32 protein-coding genes and 1 riboswitch are annotated in these 24,020 nt (G+C 42.4%); of the genes, 22 read left to right on the forward strand and 10 right to left on the reverse strand.

The features are described from left to right. Nucleotides 1-34 precede the first annotated feature (34 nt). On the reverse strand, nucleotides 35-628 hold the full coding sequence (locus M1K46_RS20640; RefSeq protein WP_256227512.1) for a biotin transporter BioY: 594 nt from the start codon (nucleotides 626-628) through the stop codon (nucleotides 35-37). A gap of 114 nt (nucleotides 629-742) precedes the next feature. Here M1K46_RS20640 and M1K46_RS20645 point away from each other — a divergent pair, with 114 nt between their 5' ends. Together M1K46_RS20645 and M1K46_RS20650 are read left to right on the forward strand one after the other, a co-directional pair. Then, nucleotides 743-1,339, forward strand: coding sequence for a sulfite oxidase-like oxidoreductase (locus M1K46_RS20645; protein ID WP_256227513.1), 597 nt, complete (start codon nucleotides 743-745; stop codon nucleotides 1,337-1,339). Between the two features lie 141 nt (nucleotides 1,340-1,480). Then, complete coding sequence (locus tag M1K46_RS20650) at nucleotides 1,481-1,654, forward strand: aspartyl-phosphate phosphatase Spo0E family protein (protein ID WP_082316160.1); 174 nt, start codon at nucleotides 1,481-1,483, stop codon at nucleotides 1,652-1,654. A gap of 19 nt (nucleotides 1,655-1,673) precedes the next feature. Here M1K46_RS20650 and M1K46_RS20655 read toward each other — a convergent pair whose 3' ends face one another. Continuing rightward, nucleotides 1,674-3,017, reverse strand: a complete 1,344-nt coding sequence (locus M1K46_RS20655; protein WP_256227514.1) for a serine hydrolase domain-containing protein — start codon at nucleotides 3,015-3,017, stop codon at nucleotides 1,674-1,676. 329 nt (nucleotides 3,018-3,346) lie between these two features. Between M1K46_RS20655 and M1K46_RS20660 the strand changes: the two genes are divergently transcribed. Both M1K46_RS20660 and M1K46_RS20665 read left to right on the forward strand, forming a co-directional pair. Beyond that, nucleotides 3,347-3,496, forward strand: a complete 150-nt coding sequence (locus tag M1K46_RS20660) for a hypothetical protein (RefSeq protein WP_248253621.1) — start codon at nucleotides 3,347-3,349, stop codon at nucleotides 3,494-3,496. 90 nt (nucleotides 3,497-3,586) lie between these two features. After that, nucleotides 3,587-3,739, forward strand: a complete 153-nt coding sequence (locus M1K46_RS20665; protein ID WP_156316334.1) for a hypothetical protein — start codon at nucleotides 3,587-3,589, stop codon at nucleotides 3,737-3,739. Nucleotides 3,740-3,814: 75 nt separating this feature from the next. Here M1K46_RS20665 and M1K46_RS20670 read toward each other — a convergent pair whose 3' ends face one another. Then, nucleotides 3,815-4,981, reverse strand: a complete 1,167-nt coding sequence (locus M1K46_RS20670; RefSeq protein WP_256227515.1) for a CapA family protein — start codon at nucleotides 4,979-4,981, stop codon at nucleotides 3,815-3,817. A gap of 308 nt (nucleotides 4,982-5,289) precedes the next feature. On the opposite strand from M1K46_RS20670, the gene tapA reads away from it, so the two are divergent. The 7 genes from tapA to M1K46_RS20705 all read left to right on the forward strand — a co-directional run bounded on the left by tapA (nucleotide 5,290) and on the right by M1K46_RS20705 (nucleotide 9,371). Continuing rightward, on the forward strand, nucleotides 5,290-6,108 hold the full coding sequence (tapA, locus tag M1K46_RS20675) for an amyloid fiber anchoring/assembly protein TapA (RefSeq protein ID WP_256227548.1): 819 nt from the start codon (nucleotides 5,290-5,292) through the stop codon (nucleotides 6,106-6,108). Then, nucleotides 6,089-6,667 (forward strand): signal peptidase I SipW, encoded by a 579-nt coding sequence (sipW, locus tag M1K46_RS20680; RefSeq protein ID WP_256227516.1) that lies wholly within the window; start codon nucleotides 6,089-6,091, stop codon nucleotides 6,665-6,667. The genes tapA and sipW overlap by 20 nt, the downstream gene beginning before the upstream one ends. Before the next feature lie 90 nt (nucleotides 6,668-6,757). Continuing rightward, a complete protein-coding gene (locus tag M1K46_RS20685) occupies nucleotides 6,758-7,345 on the forward strand; it encodes a CalY family protein (RefSeq protein WP_256227517.1) in 588 nt (195 codons plus the stop codon). Nucleotides 7,346-7,450: 105 nt separating this feature from the next. Beyond that, a complete protein-coding gene (locus M1K46_RS20690) occupies nucleotides 7,451-8,155 on the forward strand; it encodes an LPXTG cell wall anchor domain-containing protein (RefSeq protein ID WP_256227518.1) in 705 nt (234 codons plus the stop codon). A 3-nt stretch (nucleotides 8,156-8,158) separates the two neighbouring features. Further along, complete coding sequence (locus tag M1K46_RS20695; protein WP_256227519.1) at nucleotides 8,159-8,800, forward strand: class D sortase; 642 nt, start codon at nucleotides 8,159-8,161, stop codon at nucleotides 8,798-8,800. A 2-nt stretch (nucleotides 8,801-8,802) separates the two neighbouring features. Then, nucleotides 8,803-9,135 (forward strand): helix-turn-helix domain-containing protein, encoded by a 333-nt coding sequence (locus tag M1K46_RS25780; protein WP_256227520.1) that lies wholly within the window; start codon nucleotides 8,803-8,805, stop codon nucleotides 9,133-9,135. After that, a complete protein-coding gene (locus M1K46_RS20705; RefSeq protein ID WP_256227521.1) occupies nucleotides 9,132-9,371 on the forward strand; it encodes a hypothetical protein in 240 nt (79 codons plus the stop codon). Before M1K46_RS25780 ends, M1K46_RS20705 begins: the two co-directional genes overlap by 4 nt. Before the next feature lie 31 nt (nucleotides 9,372-9,402). Here the strand turns inward: M1K46_RS20705 and M1K46_RS20710 are convergent, their stop codons facing one another. Beyond that, the gene (locus M1K46_RS20710) at nucleotides 9,403-9,732 is read right to left on the reverse strand and encodes a helix-turn-helix domain-containing protein (protein WP_062233274.1); all 330 of its coding nucleotides are present in this window, start codon (nucleotides 9,730-9,732) and stop codon (nucleotides 9,403-9,405) included. An 81-nt stretch (nucleotides 9,733-9,813) separates the two neighbouring features. After that, a complete protein-coding gene (locus tag M1K46_RS20715) occupies nucleotides 9,814-9,969 on the reverse strand; it encodes an anti-repressor SinI family protein (protein WP_256227522.1) in 156 nt (51 codons plus the stop codon). 26 nt (nucleotides 9,970-9,995) lie between these two features. Then, a riboswitch (cyclic di-GMP riboswitch) is annotated at nucleotides 9,996-10,080 on the reverse strand. Between the two features lie 214 nt (nucleotides 10,081-10,294). Here M1K46_RS20715 and kynU point away from each other — a divergent pair. The 4 genes from kynU to M1K46_RS20735 all read left to right on the forward strand — a co-directional run bounded on the left by kynU (nucleotide 10,295) and on the right by M1K46_RS20735 (nucleotide 13,932). Beyond that, nucleotides 10,295-11,560 (forward strand): kynureninase, encoded by a 1,266-nt coding sequence (gene kynU, locus M1K46_RS20720; RefSeq protein ID WP_256227523.1) that lies wholly within the window; start codon nucleotides 10,295-10,297, stop codon nucleotides 11,558-11,560. Further along, complete coding sequence (gene kynB, locus M1K46_RS20725) at nucleotides 11,560-12,186, forward strand: arylformamidase (protein WP_256227524.1); 627 nt, start codon at nucleotides 11,560-11,562, stop codon at nucleotides 12,184-12,186. The genes kynU and kynB overlap by 1 nt, the downstream gene beginning before the upstream one ends. A 306-nt stretch (nucleotides 12,187-12,492) precedes the next feature. After that, a complete protein-coding gene (locus M1K46_RS20730; RefSeq protein ID WP_062233283.1) occupies nucleotides 12,493-12,780 on the forward strand; it encodes a hypothetical protein in 288 nt (95 codons plus the stop codon). A 12-nt stretch (nucleotides 12,781-12,792) separates the two neighbouring features. Next, a complete protein-coding gene (locus M1K46_RS20735) occupies nucleotides 12,793-13,932 on the forward strand; it encodes a conserved virulence factor C family protein (protein WP_256227525.1) in 1,140 nt (379 codons plus the stop codon). A gap of 12 nt (nucleotides 13,933-13,944) precedes the next feature. Here the strand turns inward: M1K46_RS20735 and M1K46_RS20740 are convergent, their stop codons facing one another. Beyond that, entirely contained in the window at nucleotides 13,945-14,817 is an 873-nt protein-coding gene (locus M1K46_RS20740; protein WP_256227526.1) for an alpha/beta fold hydrolase, read from the reverse strand. Between the two features lie 174 nt (nucleotides 14,818-14,991). On the opposite strand from M1K46_RS20740, the gene M1K46_RS20745 reads away from it, so the two are divergent. From M1K46_RS20745 to yugI, 4 genes are all read left to right on the forward strand, one after another. Further along, nucleotides 14,992-15,162 (forward strand): sporulation protein YjcZ, encoded by a 171-nt coding sequence (locus M1K46_RS20745; protein ID WP_082316162.1) that lies wholly within the window; start codon nucleotides 14,992-14,994, stop codon nucleotides 15,160-15,162. A gap of 98 nt (nucleotides 15,163-15,260) precedes the next feature. Then, complete coding sequence (locus tag M1K46_RS20750) at nucleotides 15,261-15,524, forward strand: hypothetical protein (RefSeq protein ID WP_053357350.1); 264 nt, start codon at nucleotides 15,261-15,263, stop codon at nucleotides 15,522-15,524. Nucleotides 15,525-15,878: 354 nt separating this feature from the next. Then, on the forward strand, nucleotides 15,879-17,261 hold the full coding sequence (locus M1K46_RS20755; protein ID WP_256227527.1) for a class II fumarate hydratase: 1,383 nt from the start codon (nucleotides 15,879-15,881) through the stop codon (nucleotides 17,259-17,261). Nucleotides 17,262-17,442: 181 nt separating this feature from the next. Further along, nucleotides 17,443-17,841: a S1 domain-containing post-transcriptional regulator GSP13 gene (gene yugI, locus M1K46_RS20760; RefSeq protein WP_053357353.1), complete on the forward strand. Its 399-nt coding sequence runs from the start codon at nucleotides 17,443-17,445 to the stop codon at nucleotides 17,839-17,841. A gap of 52 nt (nucleotides 17,842-17,893) precedes the next feature. Here the strand turns inward: yugI and M1K46_RS20765 are convergent, their stop codons facing one another. After that, nucleotides 17,894-18,130 (reverse strand): DUF378 domain-containing protein, encoded by a 237-nt coding sequence (locus tag M1K46_RS20765; RefSeq protein WP_062233296.1) that lies wholly within the window; start codon nucleotides 18,128-18,130, stop codon nucleotides 17,894-17,896. Between the two features lie 243 nt (nucleotides 18,131-18,373). Here M1K46_RS20765 and M1K46_RS20770 point away from each other — a divergent pair, with 243 nt between their 5' ends. From M1K46_RS20770 to M1K46_RS20780, 3 genes are all read left to right on the forward strand, one after another. Next, complete coding sequence (locus M1K46_RS20770) at nucleotides 18,374-19,537, forward strand: iron-containing alcohol dehydrogenase (RefSeq protein WP_256227528.1); 1,164 nt, start codon at nucleotides 18,374-18,376, stop codon at nucleotides 19,535-19,537. A gap of 157 nt (nucleotides 19,538-19,694) precedes the next feature. Then, on the forward strand, nucleotides 19,695-21,044 hold the full coding sequence (locus M1K46_RS20775) for a glucose-6-phosphate isomerase (protein WP_256227529.1): 1,350 nt from the start codon (nucleotides 19,695-19,697) through the stop codon (nucleotides 21,042-21,044). Nucleotides 21,045-21,128: 84 nt separating this feature from the next. Further along, a complete protein-coding gene (locus tag M1K46_RS20780) occupies nucleotides 21,129-21,536 on the forward strand; it encodes a YugN-like family protein (protein ID WP_053357357.1) in 408 nt (135 codons plus the stop codon). A gap of 19 nt (nucleotides 21,537-21,555) precedes the next feature. Here the strand turns inward: M1K46_RS20780 and M1K46_RS20785 are convergent, their stop codons facing one another. From M1K46_RS20785 to M1K46_RS20795, 3 genes are all read right to left on the reverse strand, one after another. Continuing rightward, complete coding sequence (locus M1K46_RS20785) at nucleotides 21,556-22,335, reverse strand: potassium channel family protein (RefSeq protein ID WP_091003448.1); 780 nt, start codon at nucleotides 22,333-22,335, stop codon at nucleotides 21,556-21,558. A gap of 150 nt (nucleotides 22,336-22,485) precedes the next feature. Then, nucleotides 22,486-23,319, reverse strand: coding sequence for a hypothetical protein (locus tag M1K46_RS20790; RefSeq protein WP_053357359.1), 834 nt, complete (start codon nucleotides 23,317-23,319; stop codon nucleotides 22,486-22,488). A 235-nt stretch (nucleotides 23,320-23,554) separates the two neighbouring features. Continuing rightward, entirely contained in the window at nucleotides 23,555-23,971 is a 417-nt protein-coding gene (locus tag M1K46_RS20795) for a hypothetical protein (RefSeq protein ID WP_256227530.1), read from the reverse strand. Between the last annotated feature and the right edge of the window lie 49 nt (nucleotides 23,972-24,020).

The following is a 24,020-nucleotide window of genomic DNA, read 5'->3' on the forward strand; positions in this document are numbered from 1 at the left end:
GTACCACCCGCATTCAGGAGGTACCTCTTTGTATTTAAGCTGCGTTTGAATTCGATGTGCTGCGGCGGTTTTTAGCGACTGCCTTATAAATTCGCGGTGAGATTACAGCGGTAACTGCAGTCAGGATCACGTCTTTTGGGAGGAACAGAAGCATTCCTTTCCAAGTGCCAAGATAGGTGACACCTTCAACAGCTGCCCAGTTTGTCAGCGCGGCATAGAGAAAAGTAGTGCCGATAAAATAGTTGACGATCAAACCGGCAAAGGAAGCGAGAAAGAAAACCGGCAGGCTTGGTTTTTTCGCCATCTCAAGAATTTTTCCTGCTACATAAGCGGCAAGAATGAATGATAGAATAAAGCCGAAGGTTGGTTTGAAAATGATGGAAGGCCCCCCGGAGAATCCTGCGAACACAGGAGCACCAGCCAGACCGACAAGTGTGTATACGATCATCGATACAGCGCCGAGACGGCTTCCGAGCAGCAGACCGGCCAAAATGCAAAAGAAGGTTTGAAGGGTGACAGGCACTTGCCCAAAGACGAGGGCAGGAATCCATGCTGTAATATTACCTCCTACTGCCATCAATGCCGCAAACATGGCGGCCAGTGTTAGATCAATCGCTCTAAACTTCATTAGGTTCACCTCATGTGGTAATTTATCTATATTGATGGTAATTCAGAGGACAGACTATTGTCAACCTAATTTTTAAATAAGGTTTACATATTGATATTATTGGAGGTGCATCACATGTTTTTTGGAAAAATACCGAAGAAAAAGGATAATGAGAGGGTGCCGCCGAATCAGAATGTTACAACCCGCTGGCCTGTTCTTCATTATGGTAATGTTCCTTACTACAAGGATTTAAGTGAATGGGATCTGAGAATCTACGGAATGGTGGAGAACCCGACAACTTTTACTTACGAGGAGCTTATGGCATTTCCGAAATCATCGGCCACGAATGATATCCATTGTGTCACCGGCTGGTCCAGATTGGATAACGTATGGGAAGGAGTGGCTGTTAAAGAAATTGTAAAAGACATTGGTATTCATCCCTTGGCCAAGTACGTCCTTTTGCATGCAGAAGAAGGATGGACAACCAATCTTCCTTTGGATGATTTTTTAAAGGAAACCAGCTTGCTGGCTCATACGCACAATGGACAAACGTTAACGCCGGAGCATGGGTATCCACTCCGTGCAGTGGTTCCGCATCTCTATTTCTGGAAAAGTGCGAAGTGGCTCCGTGCCATTGAATTTCTGCCGATGGAAACGCCAGGTTTTTGGGAGAAAAATGGCTATCATATGTATGGAGATCCTTGGAAGGAAGAGCGCTTTAGCTGGGACTAAGAAACAATGATCATGTAAGAAAAAAATATCAAAAATATTTATAAAAACCTTAAAAAATACATGTAAATTTTCCCAGATGGACCGATATTGTAATTAAAGGTAGTTTATGCTCTATTCGGTAAGGAAAGGAAAGAAGTGCCCGTGAACTGTAATCTTCAATCCGTCTGTGATCAGATGGAGAAAGTTAAGGAAAAGTTATATCAGTCATGCCGATCGGCAAACAGTTATTCAGACCCTGCCATCGTAAAAATCAGCCAAGAGCTTGATGAACTGATCACTCTTTATCAACGACAATTGAAACCAACCTATAAATAACATAACAAAAGGAAGCAGCTTACCCATTAGCTGCTTCTTTATATTTTGTATAATGAGTTTTTATTCCGTCCGTGTCCTCGTGGATTACCACGATTTCTTTGTTCTCCTCATTCATCATCACTTTAACTTTTTCAGGTGTGAAGCTGGAGATGAATTCATAATCAGCATCAGTTTTAGATACAAGAAGTAACGGGATTGTATATGGAACTCCATACCTTTTTGGAATGGTTAGGAGCCATGTCCTTCCATCCTGTTCAAGCGTTAAAGAGGCATCATTCGTTTTAGAAGAATACGTTCCTTGTGCAGTTGCAGAAATCTCAGTCTCCCTAATTCGTTCTTCGTAAAATACGGGACTTCGTACTTCTTCATGCAGTATTATTTTTGCCAGGTCACGATTGATTTTTGTAATAGGGGTTAAATTAAAATTGCTCATGACGATCACCGTGATCTCACCATCCAGGCTTTTCAGCATTTCAGCACAATATCCGTTCACATCACCAAAATGACAGGCGGCCGCAGTTTGGCCAATTTTATCAAAACCCCAGCCATATCCATAATTGCCTTCGCAGGGTGTGAGCATATTATTTAGCGACCTCTTATTCAATACCTTTCCGGAAAACAAAGCTTCTGTCCACCTAAACAGATCTTCAGTAGTAGAATACATACCATATGCCCCAAGTGGAAAACTCATATCAATATAATCAGGATGCACAAAGTCTTTATTTACCGTATAACCTGATGCCAAATTTTGAACTATGGTTCTTCCGTCCAATACACCGGTGTTCTTAAGGCCAAACGGTTTTAGCAGATTTTCCTGAAGAAAATGGGCATAGGATTGTCCTGAAACCTTTTCTATAATTGCTGTCAGTAAAATGTAATTTGAGTTGCAATAGCTGTATTGAGAACCAGGCTCAAATTCAAGAGGTTTGTCTTTGATTCTATGGATCAGTCCAGTAAGATCTGCGGGAAGCCTCATCTCTTTTGTCCAATAATCCTGCAGGGAGGTAAAATCGGAAACTCCAGATGTGTTGGAAAGAAGCTGATGTATGGTCACTTGTTTAGCATAGGTGAGCCCCGCTATAAAAAGTGCCACGGTATCATCGAGTTTCATTAAACCTTGCTCCTCAAGCAAAAGGATAGCCGCTGCCGTAAAGTTTTTGGTCAGGGAAGCAATCGGAAAGCGGGTTTGAGGTGAATTCGGAATGTTGAACGTCCGGCTGGCCGAACCATATCCTTCATGAATCAAGATTTCTCCTTTATATGCTGCAAGCACAGAGCCATTAAAATAGCCTAATCGGTCATACGCCGTCATATAATTTTTCAGTCTTGTTTTTAATGTTGTTTTGTTTATAAGTCGGGTCATATCCTATTCCTCCTGTATAAGAAGAAAACATTCTGCAAAAAGGAGAGCTTCTCCTTTATTGAACAGAAGGCGGCAAAAGGAGAGCCGGCTGATTTGTGAAACAAATGAAGCGCCTGAAAAACAGATGGGAAAAAGCTGGCTTATACCCTTCTGCTTTTCATATGGCGGTTCAATCACCCCCACTAAAACAACAACATGGATTAACATAGCTTATTTTTTAAAAATAATGTTAGAAGAAGCAGGAATTTTGTCAGAAATATCAAACAATAGTATAGAATAAGCAGTCTTCTTTTTTGAATATACTAGGGGAGAAGGAGGCGGATTCCATCATGGACTTTGTGAACGAAGAAAACCAGCAAGGAGATCAACGGGCTATGCAGTCCGAGCATTGCATGGTTTGCAACAATGAGCTTATCAGCTGGGAAGAAAGACAAATAGCCGTTTGCGACCATTGTGTCAGCAAAGCCATTGGCGATTAGCGTTCCTACTCGGAATGCTTTTTCTTTTGGAATCAGATCCTCCATTTCTTCACACACTATATAGGAATTTAAAAGGAGGAACGATACCAGATGGCTAAAAGAAAACATTCCAAAGATGCTGCCGCCAAGAACAATCAAACCCCGACAGAAAGCATGACAGACGTAGAGTTCTCTGACGATAAGTTCGCAGATGATATTCCAAAGCGCGATACAAAGAGCCCGAAATCAAAAGGCGAAGCATAAAAAGGAGACCCTAGCCTGATCTTCCCCCAATTTTATAGGGGTGAAGTTAAGATCAGACCGGGTCTCCTTTTTTTATTAAAATGAAAACTGCAGTTCAGGCACATATTGGTTCATATGTTTTTTTATTTCACGATACTGTTTTTTCTGCGTTTTTACGTCCTGCATCGGATGAACATGCCATGATCGGTCAACCCAGGTGGGAAGAAATGCAGGGTTTTCAAGCTCAATTTTAACGTTATTTCCTCTTTGAATCTTCTTCACCTTGATATCCATCATACCCCCGATGTTTTTATAAGGGCCTGTCTGTCCGGAAAAAAAGTTGCCAAGAGAATATGCTGCGAATGCCCGCTCTCCGTTCTTTTTCTTTATCCAGGAAACCGGCTGAAGCACGTGAGGATGATGCCCGATGATGATATCTGCTCCTGAATCCGCTGCCATCTGGACAAGTTCTTTTTGTGTCTCATTTGGCATCCTCTCGTATTCGTTCCCAAAGTGGAGACTGATCACCACAACATCAGAAATTTTTTCTGCCTGATGAAGGTCTGCTTTCATCTTCTTCACATCGATCAGGTTAACAAGATACGGTTTGCCCTTAGGTACAGGGATGCCGTTCGTTCCAAAGGTATAGCTCAAAAAAGAAAAGGTGATCTGTTTTCGCTTCAGAATACGGATGATCCTTTGATCCTTGGATGATTGAAAAGCACCTGTATACGGCATGCCAATCTCGTTCCAATGGTTGATCGCGCTTAAAATGGCTTTCTCTCCACGATCCAGTGTATGGTTGTTCGCAATCGTGACCAGATCCACACCGTTCTTCTTCAGTGCATCCCCGACTTCCTGAGGCGAATTGAAGGAAGGATAGGACGATAAACCGAGCTTTTCCCCGCCAATCATTGTCTCCTGATTTGCCACCGTAATATCCGGCTTCTCCAAATAGGGTTTTACCTCTTTCAGCATCGGATTAAAGTCATAGGACCCGTCACGTTTTTTCGCTTTATTGTATACCCGGTCATGAATGAGAATATCCCCAACCGCGCCGATCGTAGCCGTATGGACGGTTTCTTGAGGTTCCGTCTTTTTTGGCGGTTTATCCGTTGTTTTTTTAATGCTGTCCTTATTTTGCCTCTCGCTGCTTGCAGGCTCCGTTTTGCTTTCCTGAGCCGGTTTGTTTTTTAGAACAGGAATAAGGACCAGCAGCAAAATGACAACACAGATACTTGAAATGATTGTTATTTTTTTCATAGTAAGCGTTTCCTCCTACCTCCATACTAGGCGATTGAGCAGGGATTTCAAGAGCAAAATCACATTCGTTCTATAAAATGAACGATTTGTTCTTTAAAAATAACGAAAAATTAAGAAAACGAGCGATTTATGAAGATAACTAGGTCATTTGTACGTTAAAAAGAACAAAAATAACCAAATTTACAGGTTTTTTAAATAGTAAATTCGTTCTATACTGAACACAAGTTGTTCGTTAAAAAGAACTACAAGGTTCTCAGAAACGTCTAAGTCCTTAGGAAAAGGAGGGAGACAACATCAGAAGCAAACGGCTGAGGAAATTCAGAAAAAAGAATTGGGTATTTGTTCTAAGTTTACAAGTTGGCATTATTTTTTATTCACTCATGTACTCCCTTTACGGCCTGACCGGAACTACAAATGCCTACTTTAATGATACATCAAATGTTAGCGGAACTATACAGGCCGGGACCTGGGAGACCGATGATGGGAAGTGGGATAAAAGCTCACTGGAGTTTCTATCTGCCTCTAAAGATTCTTCATGCAGCAACATTAGCGCTGTAATAGTAAATAAGGGTGAAATAATGCAAGGCCCCGTTAAATACGAAGTTTGGTGGGCTGAAAAAGGAAATCCAAAGGGTGGCAATAAAGTCGACACCGGACAAATGGATGCCCTAACGAAGAACCAAAAAGAAACCCTTACATATTTACCAACGAAAAATGGCGTTTATATGTTTAAAGCGTTCCAGAGACCAGGACATCCGGGTAACGGAGAACTTTGGAGTGATGGCATTACTGTAACTGGATGCAGCCAACAAAATACTGAGGAAGATAAAAGTAAAGATGAAAATAAAGATGCCAAAAAAGAAAATGTAGAGAACGAGACAGAAAAGGAACAAAAACCGGCATCTGACGATTCAGGAAAAGACAAAACAGAGGAAAAACCAGCTGAAAAGCCCGCGGAAGCTAAGGATGAAACGAAAGAACCTGACCCAGCAACAGATAGTAACACCAATGAAGCTGAACAGGACAAAGAAAATGTAAATAAAGATGCCGAGCAAAAATCGATAGATCAAAAAGTGGCAGTTCCAGAACCAAAGGAAGGTGATAGTAATGAAGACAATCAAAATTAAAAAATGGCTAAGTAATATTGTTACAACTGTATTATTTGCAACTCTATTGTTTATGGGATTTGTAGTCATCTCGTCAAAAGCATCAGGAGGAACTCCTAACTTTCTGGGATATCAACTAAAAACAGTCTTATCAGGATCAATGGAACCAGGTATCCATACAGGCTCAATCATAGCAGTTAAGCCAGGAGGAGACATGACCCGCTTCAAAAAAGGCGACGTCATCACCTTCAAGGCTTCTGAAGATAAATTGATTACCCACAGGATTTACAAAGTAAAAGGCAGCGGGGCGAACACAAGTTATGTAACAAAGGGCGATAACAATGATGCCCCTGACTTGGAGCCAGTGCTTGCCAACAATGTAGTCGCACAATACAAAGGGTTCACCGTTCCTTATGTGGGATACGGGATGGAATTTGCTCAATCCCAAAAAGGAACCACTTTATTGATGATCGTTCCCGGAATTCTTCTTCTCATCTACTCTGTGCTCACCATCTGGAAAGCCATAAGGGAAGTGGAAGTAACAAAAAAAGAAGATACACCGCCGCCAGCAAGCAATTAATGGTTGCAACTCTGCAGAGAAAAATCTTTGCAGGTTCAATATAAAAAACACTACATACCCATTGAAATGGGGATAGGGAGGAAAATTAAAATGAGTTTGAAAAAGAAATTAGGTTTAGGGGTAGCTTCAGCAGCATTAGGATTGTCTTTAGTAGGTGGGGGGACTTATGCGTTTTTCAGTGATTCAGCTCAGGCAACAAGCACATTTGCAGCCGGTACTCTTGATATCAATACAGACCCTAGTACTGTTATCAACGTTGGTAATTTAAAACCGGGAGATTTTATGATTCGTTCTTTCGACTTAAGAAATGATGGTACTCTTGACATCAAAAAAGTATTGTTAGATACCACTTATTCTGTAGTGGATGCTAAAGGAGATAATGCAGGAGAAGATTTCGGTAAACACATTAAAGTTGACTTCTTGTACAATGCTGACAAAATTAATGATGTTATTTACAGTACAACGCTTGCTGATCTAAAAAATATGAATGATCCAGATGCTGTTGAAAAAGGCTGGTTCCGTGGAGAGAAGAGCGGACTAAAAGCTATGACAAAAGATACATTCTATGTAATGTTTACTTTTGTTGATAATAATCAGGATCAAAACAAATTCCAAGGAGACTCCTTATCACTTACTTGGAAATTTAATGCACAACAAGGTAATGGTGAAGCTAGATAAATAGGTTGGTCATTTGAAAAAAAGGTGAGAAAATCTCACCTTTTTTTTTCAAAATTAATTTTTATTAAATAGTTAATCTAGCCTCTTGCAGAAGGTGGGAGAATATTGAAGACAAACCTAACTGCTTTCAAGCTGGTTCTAATTTATTCCATTATTTTGCTAACAATCGTCATTATTTACCCAGTAGGCAATACAGGGGCTTCTAAGACATCTGTAAAAATTGACCTTGCCACATCCCCTTCCGGATCCCTATTCAATGTTAACAACATGAAACCGGGAGATTCTGCCACTCGAACGATTGTTTTAAAAAATAAAGGCAACGTTCCTTTTTCGTATAGTTCGAGAGCTCAATACAAGAAAGATTCAAAGAAACTCTACAACCAGCTCCATCTTTTGTTAAAAGACAAATCTATTGTTCTATTTGATGGACCACTGAGTCAATTTCATAAATTGAAACCACGAAAACTTGAACCGCGTAAAGAAGAAGAGCTTACTGCAACCATCTCATTTCCCTGGGAATCAGGCAATGAATTTCAGGGGCTGAAGACAGAATTTGAACTTGTCTTGTTAACAGGCGATTCTGATACGAGTCCACCAACCGATCAAGATGACACCACAACAGACAACAACACACCGCCGTCAAAACATACTGATCCGCCATCAAGCAACCCAGACATATCTACATTACCGAAAACAGGTGAAACAAGTCCTTATCCAATTATCATTCTAGGATTCTTTATCTTTTCATCCGGTCTTATTTTGCTCCTCATGAAGAAATCCATCATTCCCAATCCTTTTCAAAAGGACTGAGTGATGAAGTGGATCGCATATCTACTTATACTCACAGGCATCATTACGATGTGTTACCCAAAACTAAAAAACTACTATTATACGAACAAGGAAAACCACTTACTTCAATCATGGGATCACCCGCCAACCAAACAGGCAGTCAGCAGCTATAAAAAGCTGGGTCCTGTTCTTACTGCAACGAAAAAAGAAACCAAACCGGCCAGGAAAGACCCCTTACCGAACAGCTTGCTCGGAACTCTTGAAATTAAAAGAATTCATCTCCGCTTGCCGATCTTGGAAGGAGCCAGCCTATCCAACATGAAGATTGCAGCAGGACACATTTCCGGCACCACTCCAATCGGTGAAGAAGGAAATGCGGCGATCGCAGCCCACCGAAGCTATACGTACGGCAAGCAATTCAATCGGCTGACAGAAGTGAAAACCGGAGACCTTATCACGATTGAAACCAAAAAAGAAAAGCTGATCTACCGGATGATCGCCAAAAAAATCGTCAAACCAGCAGACCTATCAGTCTTACATAGCAGTAAAAATGAAAACATCATCACGTTAATAACCTGTCATCCGTTCAAACACCCGACACACCGGTATATTGTCAAGGCCAAGTTAATTGAGGAAAGGTTGTTAACCAGCAAAGGAAGTCGGTGATCGTGAGGAAATTAGGAACACAGATTAAGAGGATCCGGATGGAGAAAGGCCACAGTGTGACAAGGCTTGCTGAGATGGCTGGAATCTCTAAAGGATACTTGAGCAGCATAGAAAATCATAAAAACAACCCGTCCGCGCATATGATTAAAAAGCTGGCGAAAGCCCTGGAGGTGCCTGTGGAAAAAGTCATTAATCTAGAAGCAGATCCATTGGACCAGGAGTGGATGGAACTCGTCATTCAGGCAAAGGAAATGGGAATTAATCAGGAGGAAATCCGTACGTTTATACGGTATGAAAGCTGGAAACAGCAGACAAAGGATGATGAAGCGAAATGATTCGCCTTGAAAATGGAGTCTATTTATGTGAAGCAGCGGGGAATAAAGTAAAGGTCGTGTACATGGGCCGCAACATCTGTGAAATTTTTATTAATGATGAGCTAAGAGGAAGAGCCCCTTTTGATTATGTAAAAAAACAAATATTGAAGTGGGAGAAGAGAGAACCTCTATCCACTGCCAATATCGGACATTATCAATTTAAAGAACTTGTTCCGATCATCGATGTTTCAGTATGAAAAAACCGGCGCCATAAAAGGCATCGGTTTTTTAGCTTTGATTTTTATTTTTCCATTTGTTGAATTCAAGAAATTCTTTAAACTGGTCTTTGCTGACACCAGACTCCATAGCTTCCTTTACGAGCTCTGCCCATTCATAATCCAGCTCCGCCTCATTGACCTCAGCTTTTTCATTCAGCAATTTTTCAACAGGAATATCCAGGACGGCTGCCAGCTTTTCAAGCAGCTGTACAGAAGGATTGGTTTGTATATTTCGCTCAAGGGAGCTGAGATAGGATTTGGCGATACCTGCTCGTTCTGCTAGTGCGGATAGAGATAGACCTTTTTCTTTGCGATATTTTTTTACAAGTTCACCAATCACGTTAATCCCTCTTTTTTACTACAAATTTTGCTTCTATTATACATTTAGGGACGATAGGCTGTAAATAGACCAAAAGCGACTTCAGATCGATGTCGCTTTAAATATTCGCTCATTTGATGGTATGTACGTTTTTTGAAGATAGCTACGGATTTCCTCCAAGCTTAAACCTTGCTTTTTGGCTTGTAATAGTAATGCTACCCATTCACGATCAAGCTCTGTTTTTTTTACGGTTTCCATGTTTCCCTCCTGAAATTGGTGGTTTTCCAGGTAATCCAGCCATCATAGTTACTCACCTTAGACCTGTGATTTTGCGTCCATGCTTTTCAGCGATGTTTGCCCTTTAACTGGAGGGTGGCATTCCGACAGTCACTTAATAAATACAATTTTAACCAATTACTAGTGCTTAACTCACAATTTTATTATAGTATCTCATTCTTTAGGAATCTGTCATAATTTGGCTGTTACATAACTGTAATATTATTGAAAAGTAAGCGTTTGCATTGATGCTTTCCCCTGAATTGTTTAAGATGAATAGAGAGAGCAAAAACGGGGTGAATGAGTGATGGAACTAGGAAAATGGAAAGAATTGGACGAAAAAGATTTTCTGAAAAACTTTAAGAACGAATTCTATTTAAAAAAAGGCGTGTTATATTTGGACGGCAATTCGCTGGGGCTTTTGTCGAAAAGAGCTGAGAAATCACTGTTGGAGTCGCTAAATGACTGGAAGGAATGCGGTATTGATGGCTGGATGGCTGGAAAGCATCCATGGTATACACTTAGCGAGGAACTAGGGAAGAAATTGTCGCCACTAATTGGGGCAAACCCGGAGGAAGTCATTATTACCGGATCCACCACTGGAAACCTCCATCAGCTCACATCCACTTTTTTTAAACCTTCAGGATCAAAAACGAAAATTTTAGCCGATGAGCTGACCTTTCCCTCAGATATTTATGCACTGAAAAGCCAGCTGGCTTTAAGAAGTTTGGACCCTGGCCAGCATCTGATCAGAGTGAAAAGCCGTGATGGCAGGCTGATTGAAGAAGAGGACATCATCAAGGCTATGACGGATAAAGTAGCTCTTATTGTGCTGCCCTCCGTGCTCTACCGAAGCGGGCAGCTGCTTGACATGAAACGCTTAACGGATGAGGCCCACAAGCGCGGAATATTGATCGGTTTTGATTTATGCCATTCCATTGGGGCAGTGCCTCATAAACTTTCGGAATGGAATGTTGACTTTGCTTTCTGGTGCAACTATAAATATTTGAACGCAGGACCTGGCAGTGTTGCGGGACTCTATATTAATGCTAAACATTTTGGAAAAGAGCCTGGACTAGCCGGGTGGTTCGGTTCCAATAAAGATAAACAGTTTGACATGAACCATGACTTCGTGGCGGCGGATACTGCGGGAGCCTTTCAGATCGGCACCCCGCACGTGTTAAGCACGGCACCATTAATCGGTTCCCTTGAAATTTTTGAGGAAGCGGGAATGGACCGGCTAAGAGAAAAATCTCTTAATCTGACACGCTATATGATGGAGCTGATTGAAACCGAACTTGCTGGCTTTGGATTTACGATCGGAAATCCGAGGGATGATATACGTCGCGGTGGCCATGTTTGCCTGGAGCATGACGAAGCAGCGAGAATCTGTAAAAGTTTAAAAGAGAACGGCATCGTGCCGGATTTCCGTGCACCGAATGTGATCCGCCTCGCTCCTGTTGCACTTTATACCTCTTTTGAAGATGTACATAAAGCGGTTCAGCGGCTAAAAAAAATCATGGTTGAGAAGCAGTATGAAAAGTTTTCAAACGTAAGAGAGGTGATTGCATAATGGCTGGAAAACTGATCGATATCTCCATGCCTTTGACCTCGTCCGTTCCGACCTGGCCGGGGGACACCCCGTACTCGTTTGATTTAGCCTGGACGAAAACAGAATCAGGATCCGTGAATGTCGGTAAAGTGGAAATGAGCACGCACACCGGCACCCATATTGATGCGCCGTATCACTTTGATAGTGAAGGAAAACTGGTACTGGAGCTGGATCTTGAAATTTATGCCGGCAGAGCAATAGTGATAGATGTTACGGGCAAAGAGGTCATCGCTCCAGAGGATTTGGAGGATCAACCGCTGGATGGAGCGGAGCGTGTGCTGCTGAAAACAGGCTCTTGGCAGGACAGAACCGTGTTTCCGGAAAAGATCACCTATCTAGATGAAAAGCTGGCTGCTTTTTTATCAGAAAAAGGTGTGAGGCTTATCGGAGTTGATGTGCCGTCTGTAGATGTCCTCGACAGCAAAGCGCTTCCTGCACACCATGCCTTGCTTCAAAACGGCATTAATATCCTGGAAGGTATCGTCCTTGATGATGTGGAGCCAGGAGAATATGAGCTAATCGCGCTGCCGCTGCCGTTAAAGGATGCGGATGGCAGTCCTGTGCGTGCGGTATTGAGAGAAATATAATGTGAATGAAGAGATGATGGTTGAGCCGAATGATTTTCGGGCTGAAATCGTCTCTTTTTACGTTTTTTCAATTCAGATCGAGGACTCGGAATACATTTACAAGCCGAAATGAAGCATTTACCCGCCAAAACAGGGAGTTTACCCGCCAAATTCTCCTAAATACCCGCCAAAACCTAGTTATGTAAACGGCAGCCAGAGATAACAGCATTACCTGAAAACTCTCCTTTGCTACAACCGCCATCTTTGTTTCCTTTCCTCCGATTGTTTATAATAAAAAAGAAGATAGAGCCAATACGGGGGAACATTATGTATAAGTATGGATTTCAAAATTATTTTGAAGCGGATTTTACCGCTTTTTATCCGGAAGTAATGAAGGGTGAGCATTGGATCAATGTGTACCTGAATTTTGATTTGTCAGCGGAGACGAAACTCCCTGGTGATCTTTATGATCCGAGTGCACTCGTTGTGTTCGATCGTGATGGCGAGGTACAGGATTTTATTGTTCATGACGAAGGGGTCGACTGTGAATACAAGTTTACCGACCGGGAGAAAGAGAAAATGCTTTCGTATATAAAAGAACACGATCTGATATAAGGGGTGAGTGTATTGAAGATTAAAGGCATTGAACCGACACCAAGTCCGAACTCCATGAAAATTAATATGGACGAAGCACTGCCGGGTAACGAGCGCTACAACTACACGAAGGAAAACCTTGATGATGCACCTGATTATATTAAAGAAATCTTTAAGGTGGAGGGCGTGAAAAGCGTTTACCATGTGGCAGATTTTATTGCACTTGACCGTCATCCAAGAGCAGATTGGGAAGATGTATTGGCAGGCGTCCGTGAAGTATTCGGGGATTCGGACGACCAGCTCTCTGAAGCGTCCGGACAGGAGAAAAAGGAAGACGAGTACCTGGAAATTACAGTTCTCATTCAAATGTTCAGAGGCTTGCCGATGCAAGTAAAACTGAAAACCGAAAATGAAGAACGGCGCGCAGGCCTTCCAGAGCGGTTTATGAATGCGGCGCTCGAAGCTCAAAAAGCATCAGATAACCTGGTCATGGAACGGAAATGGGAAGAGCAGGGTGTTCGCTACGGAACATTTGAACAGATCGGACAAGAAGTCGTCGAGGAAATCTCCGCCGCTTATGATGAAGAACGGATTCAGAAGCTTGTGAAGCAGGCTTTCTCCATGGAATCCGGGAAAGAAGCGCCGAAAGAAGAAGTATCTACAACTGAAGTTGCCGAAAAGATGCAGGATGAAGATTGGCAGACCCGTTATGCGGCTTTAGAACGCATGAACCCGACGGTCAACGATATTATGGTGTTAAAGCAGGCACTGAAGGATCCGAAGCCTTCGATCCGGCGCCTGGCTGTCGTTTATCTTGGCATGATTGAAGATGAAGCGGTTCTTCCGCTGCTTTATGCCGGGTTAAAAGATAAAAATGTCGCGGTTCGCCGAACGGCAGGAGACTGTTTATCCGACCTTGGGAATCCGAGTGCGATTCCTGCCATGTGTGAAGCACTCAATGACAAAAATAAACTGGTCCGCTGGCGCGCTGCACGATTCTTGTTTGAAGTAGGGGACGAAACGGCCATACCGGCATTGGAAGACGCAGAAGACGATCCAGAGTTTGAAGTCCGTCTCCAGGCAAAGATTGCGCTTGAACGCATTCAGAGCGGGGAAGAAGCTGCAGGTTCGGTCTGGCAGCAGATGATGAAAAGCAGGGAAAACAACGAATAAAACGAGAAGCGCTCAGACGGAGGTCTGAAGCGCTTCTTTTTCGCTGGAGATGAATTGTTTGATGTCTCTTGCCAAGTCTAACGGTTTTTCCTCCATGATGAGGTGTCCGGCATCTTTATAGACGATGAGTCTTGAATTTTTTAAATCACTGTGAAGTCTTTTTCCCGTAGTGAGGGGGATGACTTTATCATCATTGCCGTGAATGAGCAGAATGGGATGGACAATTGTATTCAGTTCAAATGGTTTTAAATCTCCTTCACGGTGTCGGAGCAGGCGAATCAAGCTGTCAAAAAAACCGTCTTCTAAAAATTGTGCCCGGTATTCCTTGATCATGTCTTCTGTTACGAGATCAATGTTGTGAAGGACACCGCTTAAATTATTGCGAAGATCTTTTTTTAGAACCCATCTCTTTAATCCCCAGGAGAAAAAAGGGAGATAGGAGCAGCAGATCATGGTAGACCGCGCCCGTTTGATGTAACCGCAGCAGCCGAGGAGCACGAGCTTACTGATCAGTTTTCCATCCTGCCGCGATGCATAAAGAGCCACCTGGCCGCCCATGGAATGACCGATCAGTACGACATCTCTCCAGCCCATTTCTTTGATGAATGATAGAACGAGCTTGCCGTAGCTTGCCAGTGAATACGTAAATGTTTTTGACTTTTCGCTCTTACCGAATCCCGGCAGATCAATGGCAACTACATGATAATCTTCAGCTAAATGCGGAATTAGCTTCCGAAAACTGATGGTTGAAGAAAGAAACCCGTGTATCAGGATCAAAACTTGGGCGTCAGGATTCCTGTGTGGGTAATCTTCATAATAAAGGTCGAGTTCGCCTATTCTTTTCCGATATGCCGGAGTAAGCAGCGGCTGAGTTTTCGTTTCCATTGCATTCCTCCATCATCTTTACGTCTCGTTTATTTTGTCCAATCTTATTTCGTTTACAAAAGAAATAATTTCCTTGAACAGGCACAAAATCCGCATTTGCCTCTATTCCTTTTTACCCTGGACTTACATATTTTATTAGTGTGTAGGACGCAACAGATGAAGGAGGTTTGTAATATGGCATATCCTTATGGTGGCGGTTATCCGTACTATGGCTATGGCTACGGCTATGGTGTTGGCGGCGGTGGCGGCGGCGTTGGATTTGGTTGGGGCTGGATATGGGCTGTCTTGATTATCATATTTATACTTCTCCTTATCGTTGGAGCTTTATGGTGGTTCTTTAGATAAGGAAGTGAAGGGCTTGAAGATCTTAAGCTTCAGGCTCTTTCCATGAATAAAGCGGATCAAAAAGGGGATAATGTATCAAAAAATGGAGCGAAAAGCGGATGCATAGCAAACACACCGTATTATATATATGTGAAGAATACTTAAGCGGGAATTGTTATTATTACAAAACCGAGCTGATCACCCATGATTCCTGGAAAAATCCGGAGTCTATTTCGTGGTCCCGTCCCCGTCCCATTTCAAAAGCAACATTCATGAAACAAAAAAAGGCAGGCTTCCGGACGGAACACCGAAAAATTAAAAAATCTCCAGCCAGGGTGATCGCCTTACATAAAAAAAGGACGAACCGGGCATCTTCTGAATAATACTATTGATGTACAAGGTCTCTGCACATGGGAGGCTTTTTTTGTTTGCGTCGTGTATGCTCGGGAGATCTGCCCGAATAAGAAATGGATAAAAAAGAACAGGCATGTGGTGGCATGCCTGCCAAAAGAAAAAGGGGGAATATTGAATGCTGTCTTATCATTATGGACAGCTCCGCAAAAAGATAAACCATAAAAAAAAGGAAAAAAGGGAATACAGAGAATGTGTAATAAAGGTGTCAAAAAAAGGGTCAAAATGCGGGTCAAAAAGCGGGTGCCAGGCACAGCTCTTTGACATGTGTGTAATTGCGGTGCCTGGCACCGCGATAGGCACCGCGATAGAGAGGAGATGTGGTCATGACGGAATATCGGATTGCAAAGGATACACTCGGGGAAGTGAAGGTGCCCAAGGAGGCATATTACGGAGCACAAACGCAGCGGGCGGTCGAGAACTTTCCGATCAGCGGGCAAAGGCTGCCGTTCGCTTTTGTAAAAGCGCAGGCGATTATTAAAGCGAGTGCAGCTGCAGCAAATAGAGATTGCGGTGAACTTGAGGAAAAACAGGCAAACGCGATTATCCAGGCAGCAGAGGAGATAATGGAAGGCAGGCTGAAGGATCAATTTGTCGTTGATGCGTATCAGGCGGGAGCAGGAACCTCTCAGAACATGAATGCCAATGAAGTCATCGCCAGCAGGGCTTCAGAGCTTCTTGGCGGTTCGAAAGGGGACTGGAGCAAGGTCCATCCGAACGATCATGTGAACATGGCACAGTCAACAAATGATACGATCCATGTGGCCATCAATATTGCCGCAGCACAAGAGCTGTATCAAAATTTATACCCGGCACTTGAAAAAACGATTAAAGCGCTCAGAAACAAACAGAAAGATTTTCACCACATTATCAAATCAGGCAGGACCCACCTCCAGGACGCGGTTCCCATGCGGCTTGGCCATTCCTTTGGAGGGTATGCGGAAAGTCTGCAAAAAGTTTATGATGCATTAAAACAGAGTGAACCGTTCCTCTTTGAGATCGGACTTGGGGGAAATGCTGTGGGTACGGGAATCAACGCCCATCCGGAATATGCTGAAAGAGCCATCAAAGAGGTTGCTGACAGATCGGGCCTTCCATTTAAAGCACCGACTGACCGTTTCCGCTTTATGCAGAATAACGGGGCAGCTATCCAGATCAGCGGCCATTTAAAGGAACTAGCCATTCATCTTATAAAAATATCGTCCGACCTCCGCCTGCTCAGTTCAGGTCCGAGAACAGGAATCTCAGAACTCATTTTACCCGCTGTACAGCCCGGTTCTTCCATCATGCCGGGGAAAGTAAATCCGGTCATCCTTGAAAACATGTACATGATCTGTTCGCAGGTCATCGGCAATGATACATGCATCACCACTGCCGGAATCGGCAGCCAGCTTGAGATTAACGTGATGATGCCGGTCATTGGCTTAAACCTTCTTCACTCCATCACCATCCTGTCTTCAGGATTGAGCGTGTTTACCGATCGCTGTATCAATGGACTGGAAGCCAATGAAAGCCGGATCAGAGAACTGATGGAACAGAGCCTTGCGATTGCCACAGCACTAAATCCAAAAACGGGCTACGAAAAAGCAGCCGAGGTAGCAAAAGAAAGCTATAAATCGGGTAAGACGGTAAAAGAAGTGGCTGTGGAAAAGGGATATGTTACAGAAGAAGAAGCTGATTCCTTGTTAAATCCAGAAAAACTGGTCTAATTTTACAAAAAAGTTTCCATTTCATGCAAAATTGGGTATGGGAATGATGCAAATGTCATTCTTATGCCCTATTTGCACGAAAATGAGTATGGTCAGGACGTTTTATCCTGTTTCATACGTTTTATTTTATTTTCTGTATGTGTTATACTTAATAGGTTAAAAAATAGTTAGGAGTGTTTTCATGAATTTTGAAGTAGGTAGCATCGTTGAAGGTAAAGTAACAGGAATTAAACCGTTTGGTGCTTTCGTCGCTTTAAACGACGAAGTTCAGGGATTAGTTCATATCTCTGAGGTTTCTCATAGCTTTGTTAAAGATATTAACGACGTATTAAAAGTGGGAGATGTTGTTCAGGTTAAAATTCTTTCTGTTGACGAAGATTCTAAAAAGATCTCTTTATCCATTCGTCAAACTCAAGAAGCTCCGGCTCAAGCCCCTAAAAAGGAACGCCGTCCTGCACCTAAGAAGCAAGCGGCTCAAGACTCTTCCAAAGGTTTCAACACACTTGAAGCAAAGCTTAAAGAGTGGTTGAAAGAGTCAACTGACCGTCAAGCTCAACTGAACAAACGTCTTAAGAAGTAAATAAAAAAAGGTTCTTCCTATGAGGAAGAACCTTTTTTATTTTTTAATTTCATTAAACACGATTTGTTTCGATGCGGTCCTCACGTTCAACTTCATGTGCTGGAGCAAAAAGAAGAGTCAGGCAATATAAACCGGATAAACCAACCAATCCGTAAACGATGCGGGAAAGAGCTGCATCTTGACCGCCGAAGATAGCTGCCACTAAGTCAAATTGGAAGAATCCAATAAGACCCCAGTTAATGGCACCAATAATAACTAGTGCTAAGGCAGTCCGCTGTAATCCATTCATGGTATTACCTCCTAAGGGAATTAAATAGATAGCAGTAATAGGATGACTTCTTTCTGTTACGATTATACATTTCCACCTTCAAGGCGAATATAAACATTATCTTGAATAAAATTCAATATTTGTTCAATCTTTTGTTTAATATTTGTACATCATAAAAATGTTTAGAGCCGATTTCTTTACTTTTAATTTCACCCTGATAGATAATACTAACGAAAGTAATGGAACATCAAGGAGGGTAAATAAATGAATTCATTTACGTATTATAATCCAACCCGTTTAGTGTTCGGAAAAGGGCAACTTAGCCAGCTGTCTGCGGAAATGAAGCCGTATGGCAAGAAGGTATTGCTTGTTTATGGCGGTGGCAGCATTAAACGCAGCGGTCTATATGATCAAGTAGTAGCCGAGCTCAACAAGATCGGTGCAGACGTTCATGAATTATCAGGAGTTGAACCGAATCCGAGATTAACTACCGTAAAAAAAGGTGTGGAAATCTGTAAGGAGCACAATATTGATTTCATTCTTGCAGTCGGAGGCGGAAGTGTTATCGACTGTACAAAAGCCGTGGCGGCAGGAGCAAAATATGACGGAGATGTTTGGGATTTTGTAACTAAAAAAAGCACTCCTAAAGAAGCAATTCCGTTTGGTACAGTTCTTACTCTTGCAGCAACAGGTTCTGAAATGAACGCTGGATCTGTTATTACCAACTGGGAGACCAATGAAAAGTATGGCTGGGGAAGTCCGCTTGTGTTCCCTAAGTTTTCTATTCTTGATCCGGTCAATACCTTTACTGTGCCAAAAGACCATACGATTTATGGCATGGTAGACATGATGTCGCACGTGCTGGAAACGTATTTGAACCATACTGAAAATGCTCATCTTCAAGACCGTTTCGCAGAATCTATTCTATTAACGGTAATGGAAGCAGCTCCAAAATTAGTAGAAGATCTTGAGAATTATGACCTTCGTGAGACCATTCTATATAATGGGACAATGGCATTGAACGGAACTATTGCAATGGGTGTACAAGGCGATTGGGCCACTCATAACCTTGAACATGCTGTTTCAGCCGTTTATGATATTCCTCATGCCGGCGGTCTGGCAATCCTGTTCCCGAACTTGCTTCGCTATGTACTTGATCAAGGTCCAGAGCGCTTGAAGCAACTGGCTGTTCGCGTGTTTAACGTGGATACAGAAGGGAAATCAGATCGTGAAGTGGCACTTGAAGGGATCGACAAACTGTCTGCTTTCTGGACATCTTTAGGTGCACCGAACCGTCTTGCTGATTATGACATCGATGATTCCAAACTTGATCTAATCGCAGATAAAGCGATGGCAAACGGCGAGTTTGGCAACTTTAAAAAGCTTAACAAAGAGGATGTTTTAGAAATCCTTCGCATGTCTCTATAATAAAAAAGAGGGGAGCTTCCCCTCTTTTTTATTTGCAATAAGTAAGAACATTCCGACTACTTGGAGTAAGCGTTTTCGAGCGGCCGTTTTCTTGATTAACATTTTTTATTTGGTTAAAGTAAAAGAAACCAGAACAAAAAACGGAGGAGTTTAAGACATGGCTAATAAACTGCATTTTGATTACAGCAAAGCTTTGCCTTTCTTAGGTGAGCAAGAAGTATCAAATTTATCTGCATTAGTAAAAGCATCACACGAGCAAATCCATGATAGAACTGGAGCGGGAAGCGACTTTTTAGGATGGGTTGACCTTCCGACCGCATATAATAAAGAAGAGTTCGCCCGTATTCAAAAAAGTGCTGAAAAGATTAAAAGTGATTCTGATGTATTGATCGTTATTGGAATCGGCGGATCTTATCTTGGAGCAAGGGCAGCAATTGAAATGCTCAATCACTCGTTCTACAATATGCTTTCTAAAGAAGACCGCAAGACTCCTCAGGTTATTTTTGCAGGCCAAAACATCTCTTCTACTTATGTTAAAGACTTGTTCCAAGTACTAGAAGGCAAGGATGTTTCCGTGAACGTCATTTCAAAATCTGGAACAACAACAGAACCTGCAATCGCGTTCCGTATTTTCCGCAAGTTCCTTGAAGAGAAATATGGAAAAGAAGAAGCACGCAAACGTATATATGCAACAACCGACCGTGCAAAAGGTGCACTGAAAACGCTGGCGGATGAAGAAGGCTATGAGAGCTTTGTTATTCCTGACGACGTTGGAGGACGCTATTCTGTATTAACAGCTGTAGGTCTTCTTCCAATCGCAGTAAGCGGAGTAAACATTGATGAAATGATGAATGGAGCAGCAGAAGCAAGCAAGGATTATTCCAATCCGAACCTTGCTGAAAATGAAGCATACCAGTATGCAGCTGCACGAAATGCTCTGTATAACAAAGGGAAAACCATTGAATTGATGGTGAACTATGAGCCAGGATTACATTATGTTTCTGAATGGTGGAAACAGCTGTTTGGTGAAAGTGAAGGAAAAGACAACAAGGGGATCTATCCTGCGTCTGTAGACTTTTCCACTGACCTTCACTCTATGGGACAATATGTTCAGGAAGGACGCCGAGATCTGTTCGAGACTGTACTGAATGTAGAGAATACACGAGAAGAAATTAAGATTGAGGAAGACGATCAAAACCTTGATAAATTGAATTTCCTTGCTGGACAAACAATGGACTTCGTCAACAAAAAAGCATTCCAGGGAACTTTGCTTGCACATACCGACGGCGGAGTACCGAATTTAATTGTTACTATTCCAGAATTAACGCCATATCATTTTGGCTACCTTGTGTATTTCTTTGAAAAAGCATGTGCCATCAGCGGCTATCTTCTCGGAGTGAACCCGTTTGATCAGCCTGGGGTGGAAGCCTATAAGAAGAACATGTTTGCGCTTCTCGGCAAGCCAGGCTTTGAGAAAGAAAAAGAAGAATTGGAAAAACGCCTTTAATCCATAAAGACCCAGACAGGAGCTTTATTTTTTATACTTTTGGAGATGATAAAAGGTAAACCGTTACTCTAAAAGGAGATAAGCATGATTCCATTACAAAGTAAGCTTGAGAATGAAGTGTTTGCTTTTAATGAACTGGAGGACAAGCTCAAACAACTCGGGTATACCATTGGAGGCAACTGGGATTATGATCACGGATATTTTGACTATAAACTGGATGATGAAGTCGGATATACGTTTGTCAGAGTTCCATTTACCGCTTATGAAAAAGAAATCGGGGACCAAGGAGCAATGGTGACCTTGGGAGAACCGTTTCTTCTGGCTCATAAATATCAGATTGGCCTCGATGACAATGTCAGTGTAGGGAATCTGTCGGGAAGCTTAAATCAGTTTTCAGAACCCCAGGACCCTGATGCGTCGATCGATGACAAATGGATTGGGATTGGCAAAAAGCTTATTGAAAAAACAGAGTCTCAATTGTTGGCTGATTAGAAGGGTAAGGACATGTTCCTTACCCTTCTCTTATGGATTGAAGACTAATCTGGGCCATACAGTCACTGGCAAGAGATGTCGTATTAATTAATTCATCAGCACCGGCTCTCAGGCTGTTGTTCTGCTGCTCAGGCGTCAATATTTCAGCCATAACATGTACAGTAGGGTTGAGTCCTTTGACCGTAATAATGGAAAGAATGGTGTGCATGTCGGCTTCTGCTTCTTTCATGTTTTGGTCGGCGGTCAGAAGGACAGCTTTTGCCTGTTTAATGTTGGCCATCTCCCATGTTTGGTCTTGCGCCGGGCTGCCTTTTATAAAAAGAACACCCTGATTCGATAAGGGATTTTCGTTCAGCGATGAATCTATAAGAATAATCGTGAGTCTTGTCGGTTCTTTGGCAAGGGTGCTGATGGTCTGCTTAGCCCGCTCATTCCATCCGACAATACATAAATGTCCGGTTCCGTTAAACATTAATTTCCCTTCTTTGTATTTATTTTGCCTTTTAATTACAGCTGAAGCGGCGTGGACAGTGAAAAAGGCGATAAAAGAACCGCCAAAAAAAACAAGGAGGATGGCCATAAACCGGCCTATAAATGACTTTGGAACATAATCTCCAAATCCTACAGTTGCCGCTGTCATGACGGACCAATAGATTCCCTCAAATACAGTAGGGAAATTTTTCGGCTCTAAAAAATGGATGAGAACACCAAACAAAATCATCAGTGAGCCGATGATGCTGAACAAGCGAATCAGCATTGGAAGACGCAAGTATGAAAAAAAGAAATCCTCGAATTTCATGGAGCACATCCTTGAGCAAGATAGTACAAGTATGTCCCAGAATAAGTAAGGAAAAACCAAGCTGGCCCAGTATGCTTCCGAAAAATGATAAAAGACAAAAAAGCCAATCGGAAAATTCCCAATTGACTTTCTTTATCTTAAGCTGCTAAATTACAGTGAGCTGAGGCTTTTAATATGCTTAGGAAGAATGCGGTGAATTTCTTTTTCACCATACACAACGACATAGCCGCCGACATACTCTGTTAGCATACCTTCAATAGCATCTGGACCGCCACGGTTGATTTTGACTTTTCTTAGTTTTAAGCGGTCAAAAAGATCGTTGAATCCATACTCTTGATAAAACTCTGGATCTGGAGCGATTGTGTTAGCGGATTGGCTGCTGCTCTCGCAACGTTGCTTGCCAGATTGCTTGCCAGATTGTTTTCCGCTCGCTTTTCCAGTCTTTCCTCCAGAAGCTCTGCCGCTTGCTTTTCCAGTAGACTTTCCAGAAGCTCTGCTGGTCTTTCTACCGCTTTCATTGCTGGATTCAGTATCTCCTTCTCCGTCCGCTTTCCGTTGAACGACACTCACGCTTTTTACATGTTCGGTCTTATAATATACAGCCCCTTCTTTTTCAGTTGACAGGACGATATAATCATAAGTGCTTAAAAGAAGTTTCCCTTGTCTTGATTCAGGACCGCCTCGGTTAATCTGGATGTTCTCGCCAAGCATGTTATCCATAATGGCTGAAAAGCAGGAAGGTTTGAAATAATCCCATGTGCGAAGGGCATTTTCATCGCCGTTTCCTGTTTCATTGTCACTTTGGACTACCTCTCCAAAGCTCTTTAAGTGACGCGTCGCATAGTAAACCACGCCATCCTTATCTGTACCTACAACAACATAGTTATAGCCGCTATAAAGCAATTCCCCTGCCTTGGCTTCTGGCCCCCCTTTATTAACATTTATCCTTCTGCCAACCAACGATTGGATATAATAGTCAGACATTCATGTTCTCCTTTCAGAACTTTAGATTCATTTTTGTTGTTGCATAGTATGTATATATGTAAACAAGCATCATTCGGCGCTGGTACAAGCGCCTCTTTCTATGAAAAAGAAACATTTGCCTACTATTCCCGGGATAAAAAGAAAGATAGAGCTCAAAGCTCTATCCGTTATAATTAATAGTATTTTTAGTGGCAGGAACTTGAACGCTTCTTTTTTTTCTTCACTTTTTTGCAATCTAAAACGTGAGAAGACGAGCTTTGTTTGCAGGTCTTCTTATGAGAAGAACGCTTTTTGGAAGAGCTGCGCTTGCAACAGTGTTCGGAAGAAGATGAACTTCTTTTGTGTGATCTCTTGTGTGATCTCTTGTGTGATCTCTTGTGTGATCTCTTGTGTGATCTCTTGTGTGATCTCTTGCTTGATCTCTTGCTTGATCTCTTGCTTGATCTTTTGCTTGATCTCTTGCTTGATCTCTTGCTTGATCTCTTGCTTGATCTTTTGCTTGATCTCTTGCTTGATCTCTTGCTTGATCTTTTCCCAGAACGTTTCCCAGAACGCTTCCCGTGACGCTTTCCGGAACGTTTTCCAGACCTTTTGCTGGATTTTTTCCCAGAACGCCTACTGCTTCTTCCACTTGAACTTTCAGACGGGTCATTACGCCATACGCTCATGCTTGAACCTCCTCTATCCTTGTGTAGGCGAAA

Origin of the sequence: Fictibacillus sp. WQ 8-8 (assembly GCF_024494405.1) — a bacterium.
GTDB classification, from domain to species: Bacteria; Bacillota; Bacilli; order Bacillales; family Fictibacillaceae; genus Fictibacillus_C; species Fictibacillus_C marinisediminis.

What these genes read in the sequence shown, in the direction of transcription:
- M1K46_RS20705 (WP_256227521.1), top strand. Translation starts at nt 9,132, where the DNA reads ATGATTCGCCTTGAAAATGGAGTCTATTTATGTGAAGCAGCGGGGAAT.
- M1K46_RS20645 (WP_256227513.1), top strand. Translation starts at nt 743, where the DNA reads ATGTTTTTTGGAAAAATACCGAAGAAAAAGGATAATGAGAGGGTGCCG.
- M1K46_RS20795 (WP_256227530.1), bottom strand. Translation starts at nt 23,971, where the DNA reads ATGACCCGTCTGAAAGTTCAAGTGGAAGAAGCAGTAGGCGTTCTGGGA.
- M1K46_RS20775 (WP_256227529.1), top strand. Translation starts at nt 19,695, where the DNA reads ATGGCTAATAAACTGCATTTTGATTACAGCAAAGCTTTGCCTTTCTTA.
- M1K46_RS20755 (WP_256227527.1), top strand. Translation starts at nt 15,879, where the DNA reads ATGACGGAATATCGGATTGCAAAGGATACACTCGGGGAAGTGAAGGTG.
- M1K46_RS20685 (WP_256227517.1), top strand. Translation starts at nt 6,758, where the DNA reads ATGAGTTTGAAAAAGAAATTAGGTTTAGGGGTAGCTTCAGCAGCATTA.
- M1K46_RS20715 (WP_256227522.1), bottom strand. Translation starts at nt 9,969, where the DNA reads ATGGAAACCGTAAAAAAAACAGAGCTTGATCGTGAATGGGTAGCATTA.
- M1K46_RS20640 (WP_256227512.1), bottom strand. Translation starts at nt 628, where the DNA reads ATGAAGTTTAGAGCGATTGATCTAACACTGGCCGCCATGTTTGCGGCA.
- M1K46_RS20770 (WP_256227528.1), top strand. Translation starts at nt 18,374, where the DNA reads ATGAATTCATTTACGTATTATAATCCAACCCGTTTAGTGTTCGGAAAA.
- M1K46_RS20730 (WP_062233283.1), top strand. Translation starts at nt 12,493, where the DNA reads ATGTATAAGTATGGATTTCAAAATTATTTTGAAGCGGATTTTACCGCT.
- M1K46_RS20785 (WP_091003448.1), bottom strand. Translation starts at nt 22,335, where the DNA reads ATGAAATTCGAGGATTTCTTTTTTTCATACTTGCGTCTTCCAATGCTG.
- yugI (WP_053357353.1), top strand. Translation starts at nt 17,443, where the DNA reads ATGAATTTTGAAGTAGGTAGCATCGTTGAAGGTAAAGTAACAGGAATT.
- M1K46_RS20780 (WP_053357357.1), top strand. Translation starts at nt 21,129, where the DNA reads ATGATTCCATTACAAAGTAAGCTTGAGAATGAAGTGTTTGCTTTTAAT.
- M1K46_RS20660 (WP_248253621.1), top strand. Translation starts at nt 3,347, where the DNA reads ATGGACTTTGTGAACGAAGAAAACCAGCAAGGAGATCAACGGGCTATG.
- M1K46_RS20665 (WP_156316334.1), top strand. Translation starts at nt 3,587, where the DNA reads ATGGCTAAAAGAAAACATTCCAAAGATGCTGCCGCCAAGAACAATCAA.
- kynB (WP_256227524.1), top strand. Translation starts at nt 11,560, where the DNA reads ATGGCTGGAAAACTGATCGATATCTCCATGCCTTTGACCTCGTCCGTT.
- M1K46_RS20740 (WP_256227526.1), bottom strand. Translation starts at nt 14,817, where the DNA reads ATGGAAACGAAAACTCAGCCGCTGCTTACTCCGGCATATCGGAAAAGA.
- M1K46_RS20670 (WP_256227515.1), bottom strand. Translation starts at nt 4,981, where the DNA reads ATGAAAAAAATAACAATCATTTCAAGTATCTGTGTTGTCATTTTGCTG.
- M1K46_RS20765 (WP_062233296.1), bottom strand. Translation starts at nt 18,130, where the DNA reads ATGAATGGATTACAGCGGACTGCCTTAGCACTAGTTATTATTGGTGCC.
- M1K46_RS20750 (WP_053357350.1), top strand. Translation starts at nt 15,261, where the DNA reads ATGCATAGCAAACACACCGTATTATATATATGTGAAGAATACTTAAGC.
- M1K46_RS20790 (WP_053357359.1), bottom strand. Translation starts at nt 23,319, where the DNA reads ATGTCTGACTATTATATCCAATCGTTGGTTGGCAGAAGGATAAATGTT.
- sipW (WP_256227516.1), top strand. Translation starts at nt 6,089, where the DNA reads ATGAAGACAATCAAAATTAAAAAATGGCTAAGTAATATTGTTACAACT.
- M1K46_RS20655 (WP_256227514.1), bottom strand. Translation starts at nt 3,017, where the DNA reads ATGACCCGACTTATAAACAAAACAACATTAAAAACAAGACTGAAAAAT.
- M1K46_RS20745 (WP_082316162.1), top strand. Translation starts at nt 14,992, where the DNA reads ATGGCATATCCTTATGGTGGCGGTTATCCGTACTATGGCTATGGCTAC.
- kynU (WP_256227523.1), top strand. Translation starts at nt 10,295, where the DNA reads ATGGAACTAGGAAAATGGAAAGAATTGGACGAAAAAGATTTTCTGAAA.
- M1K46_RS20695 (WP_256227519.1), top strand. Translation starts at nt 8,159, where the DNA reads ATGAAGTGGATCGCATATCTACTTATACTCACAGGCATCATTACGATG.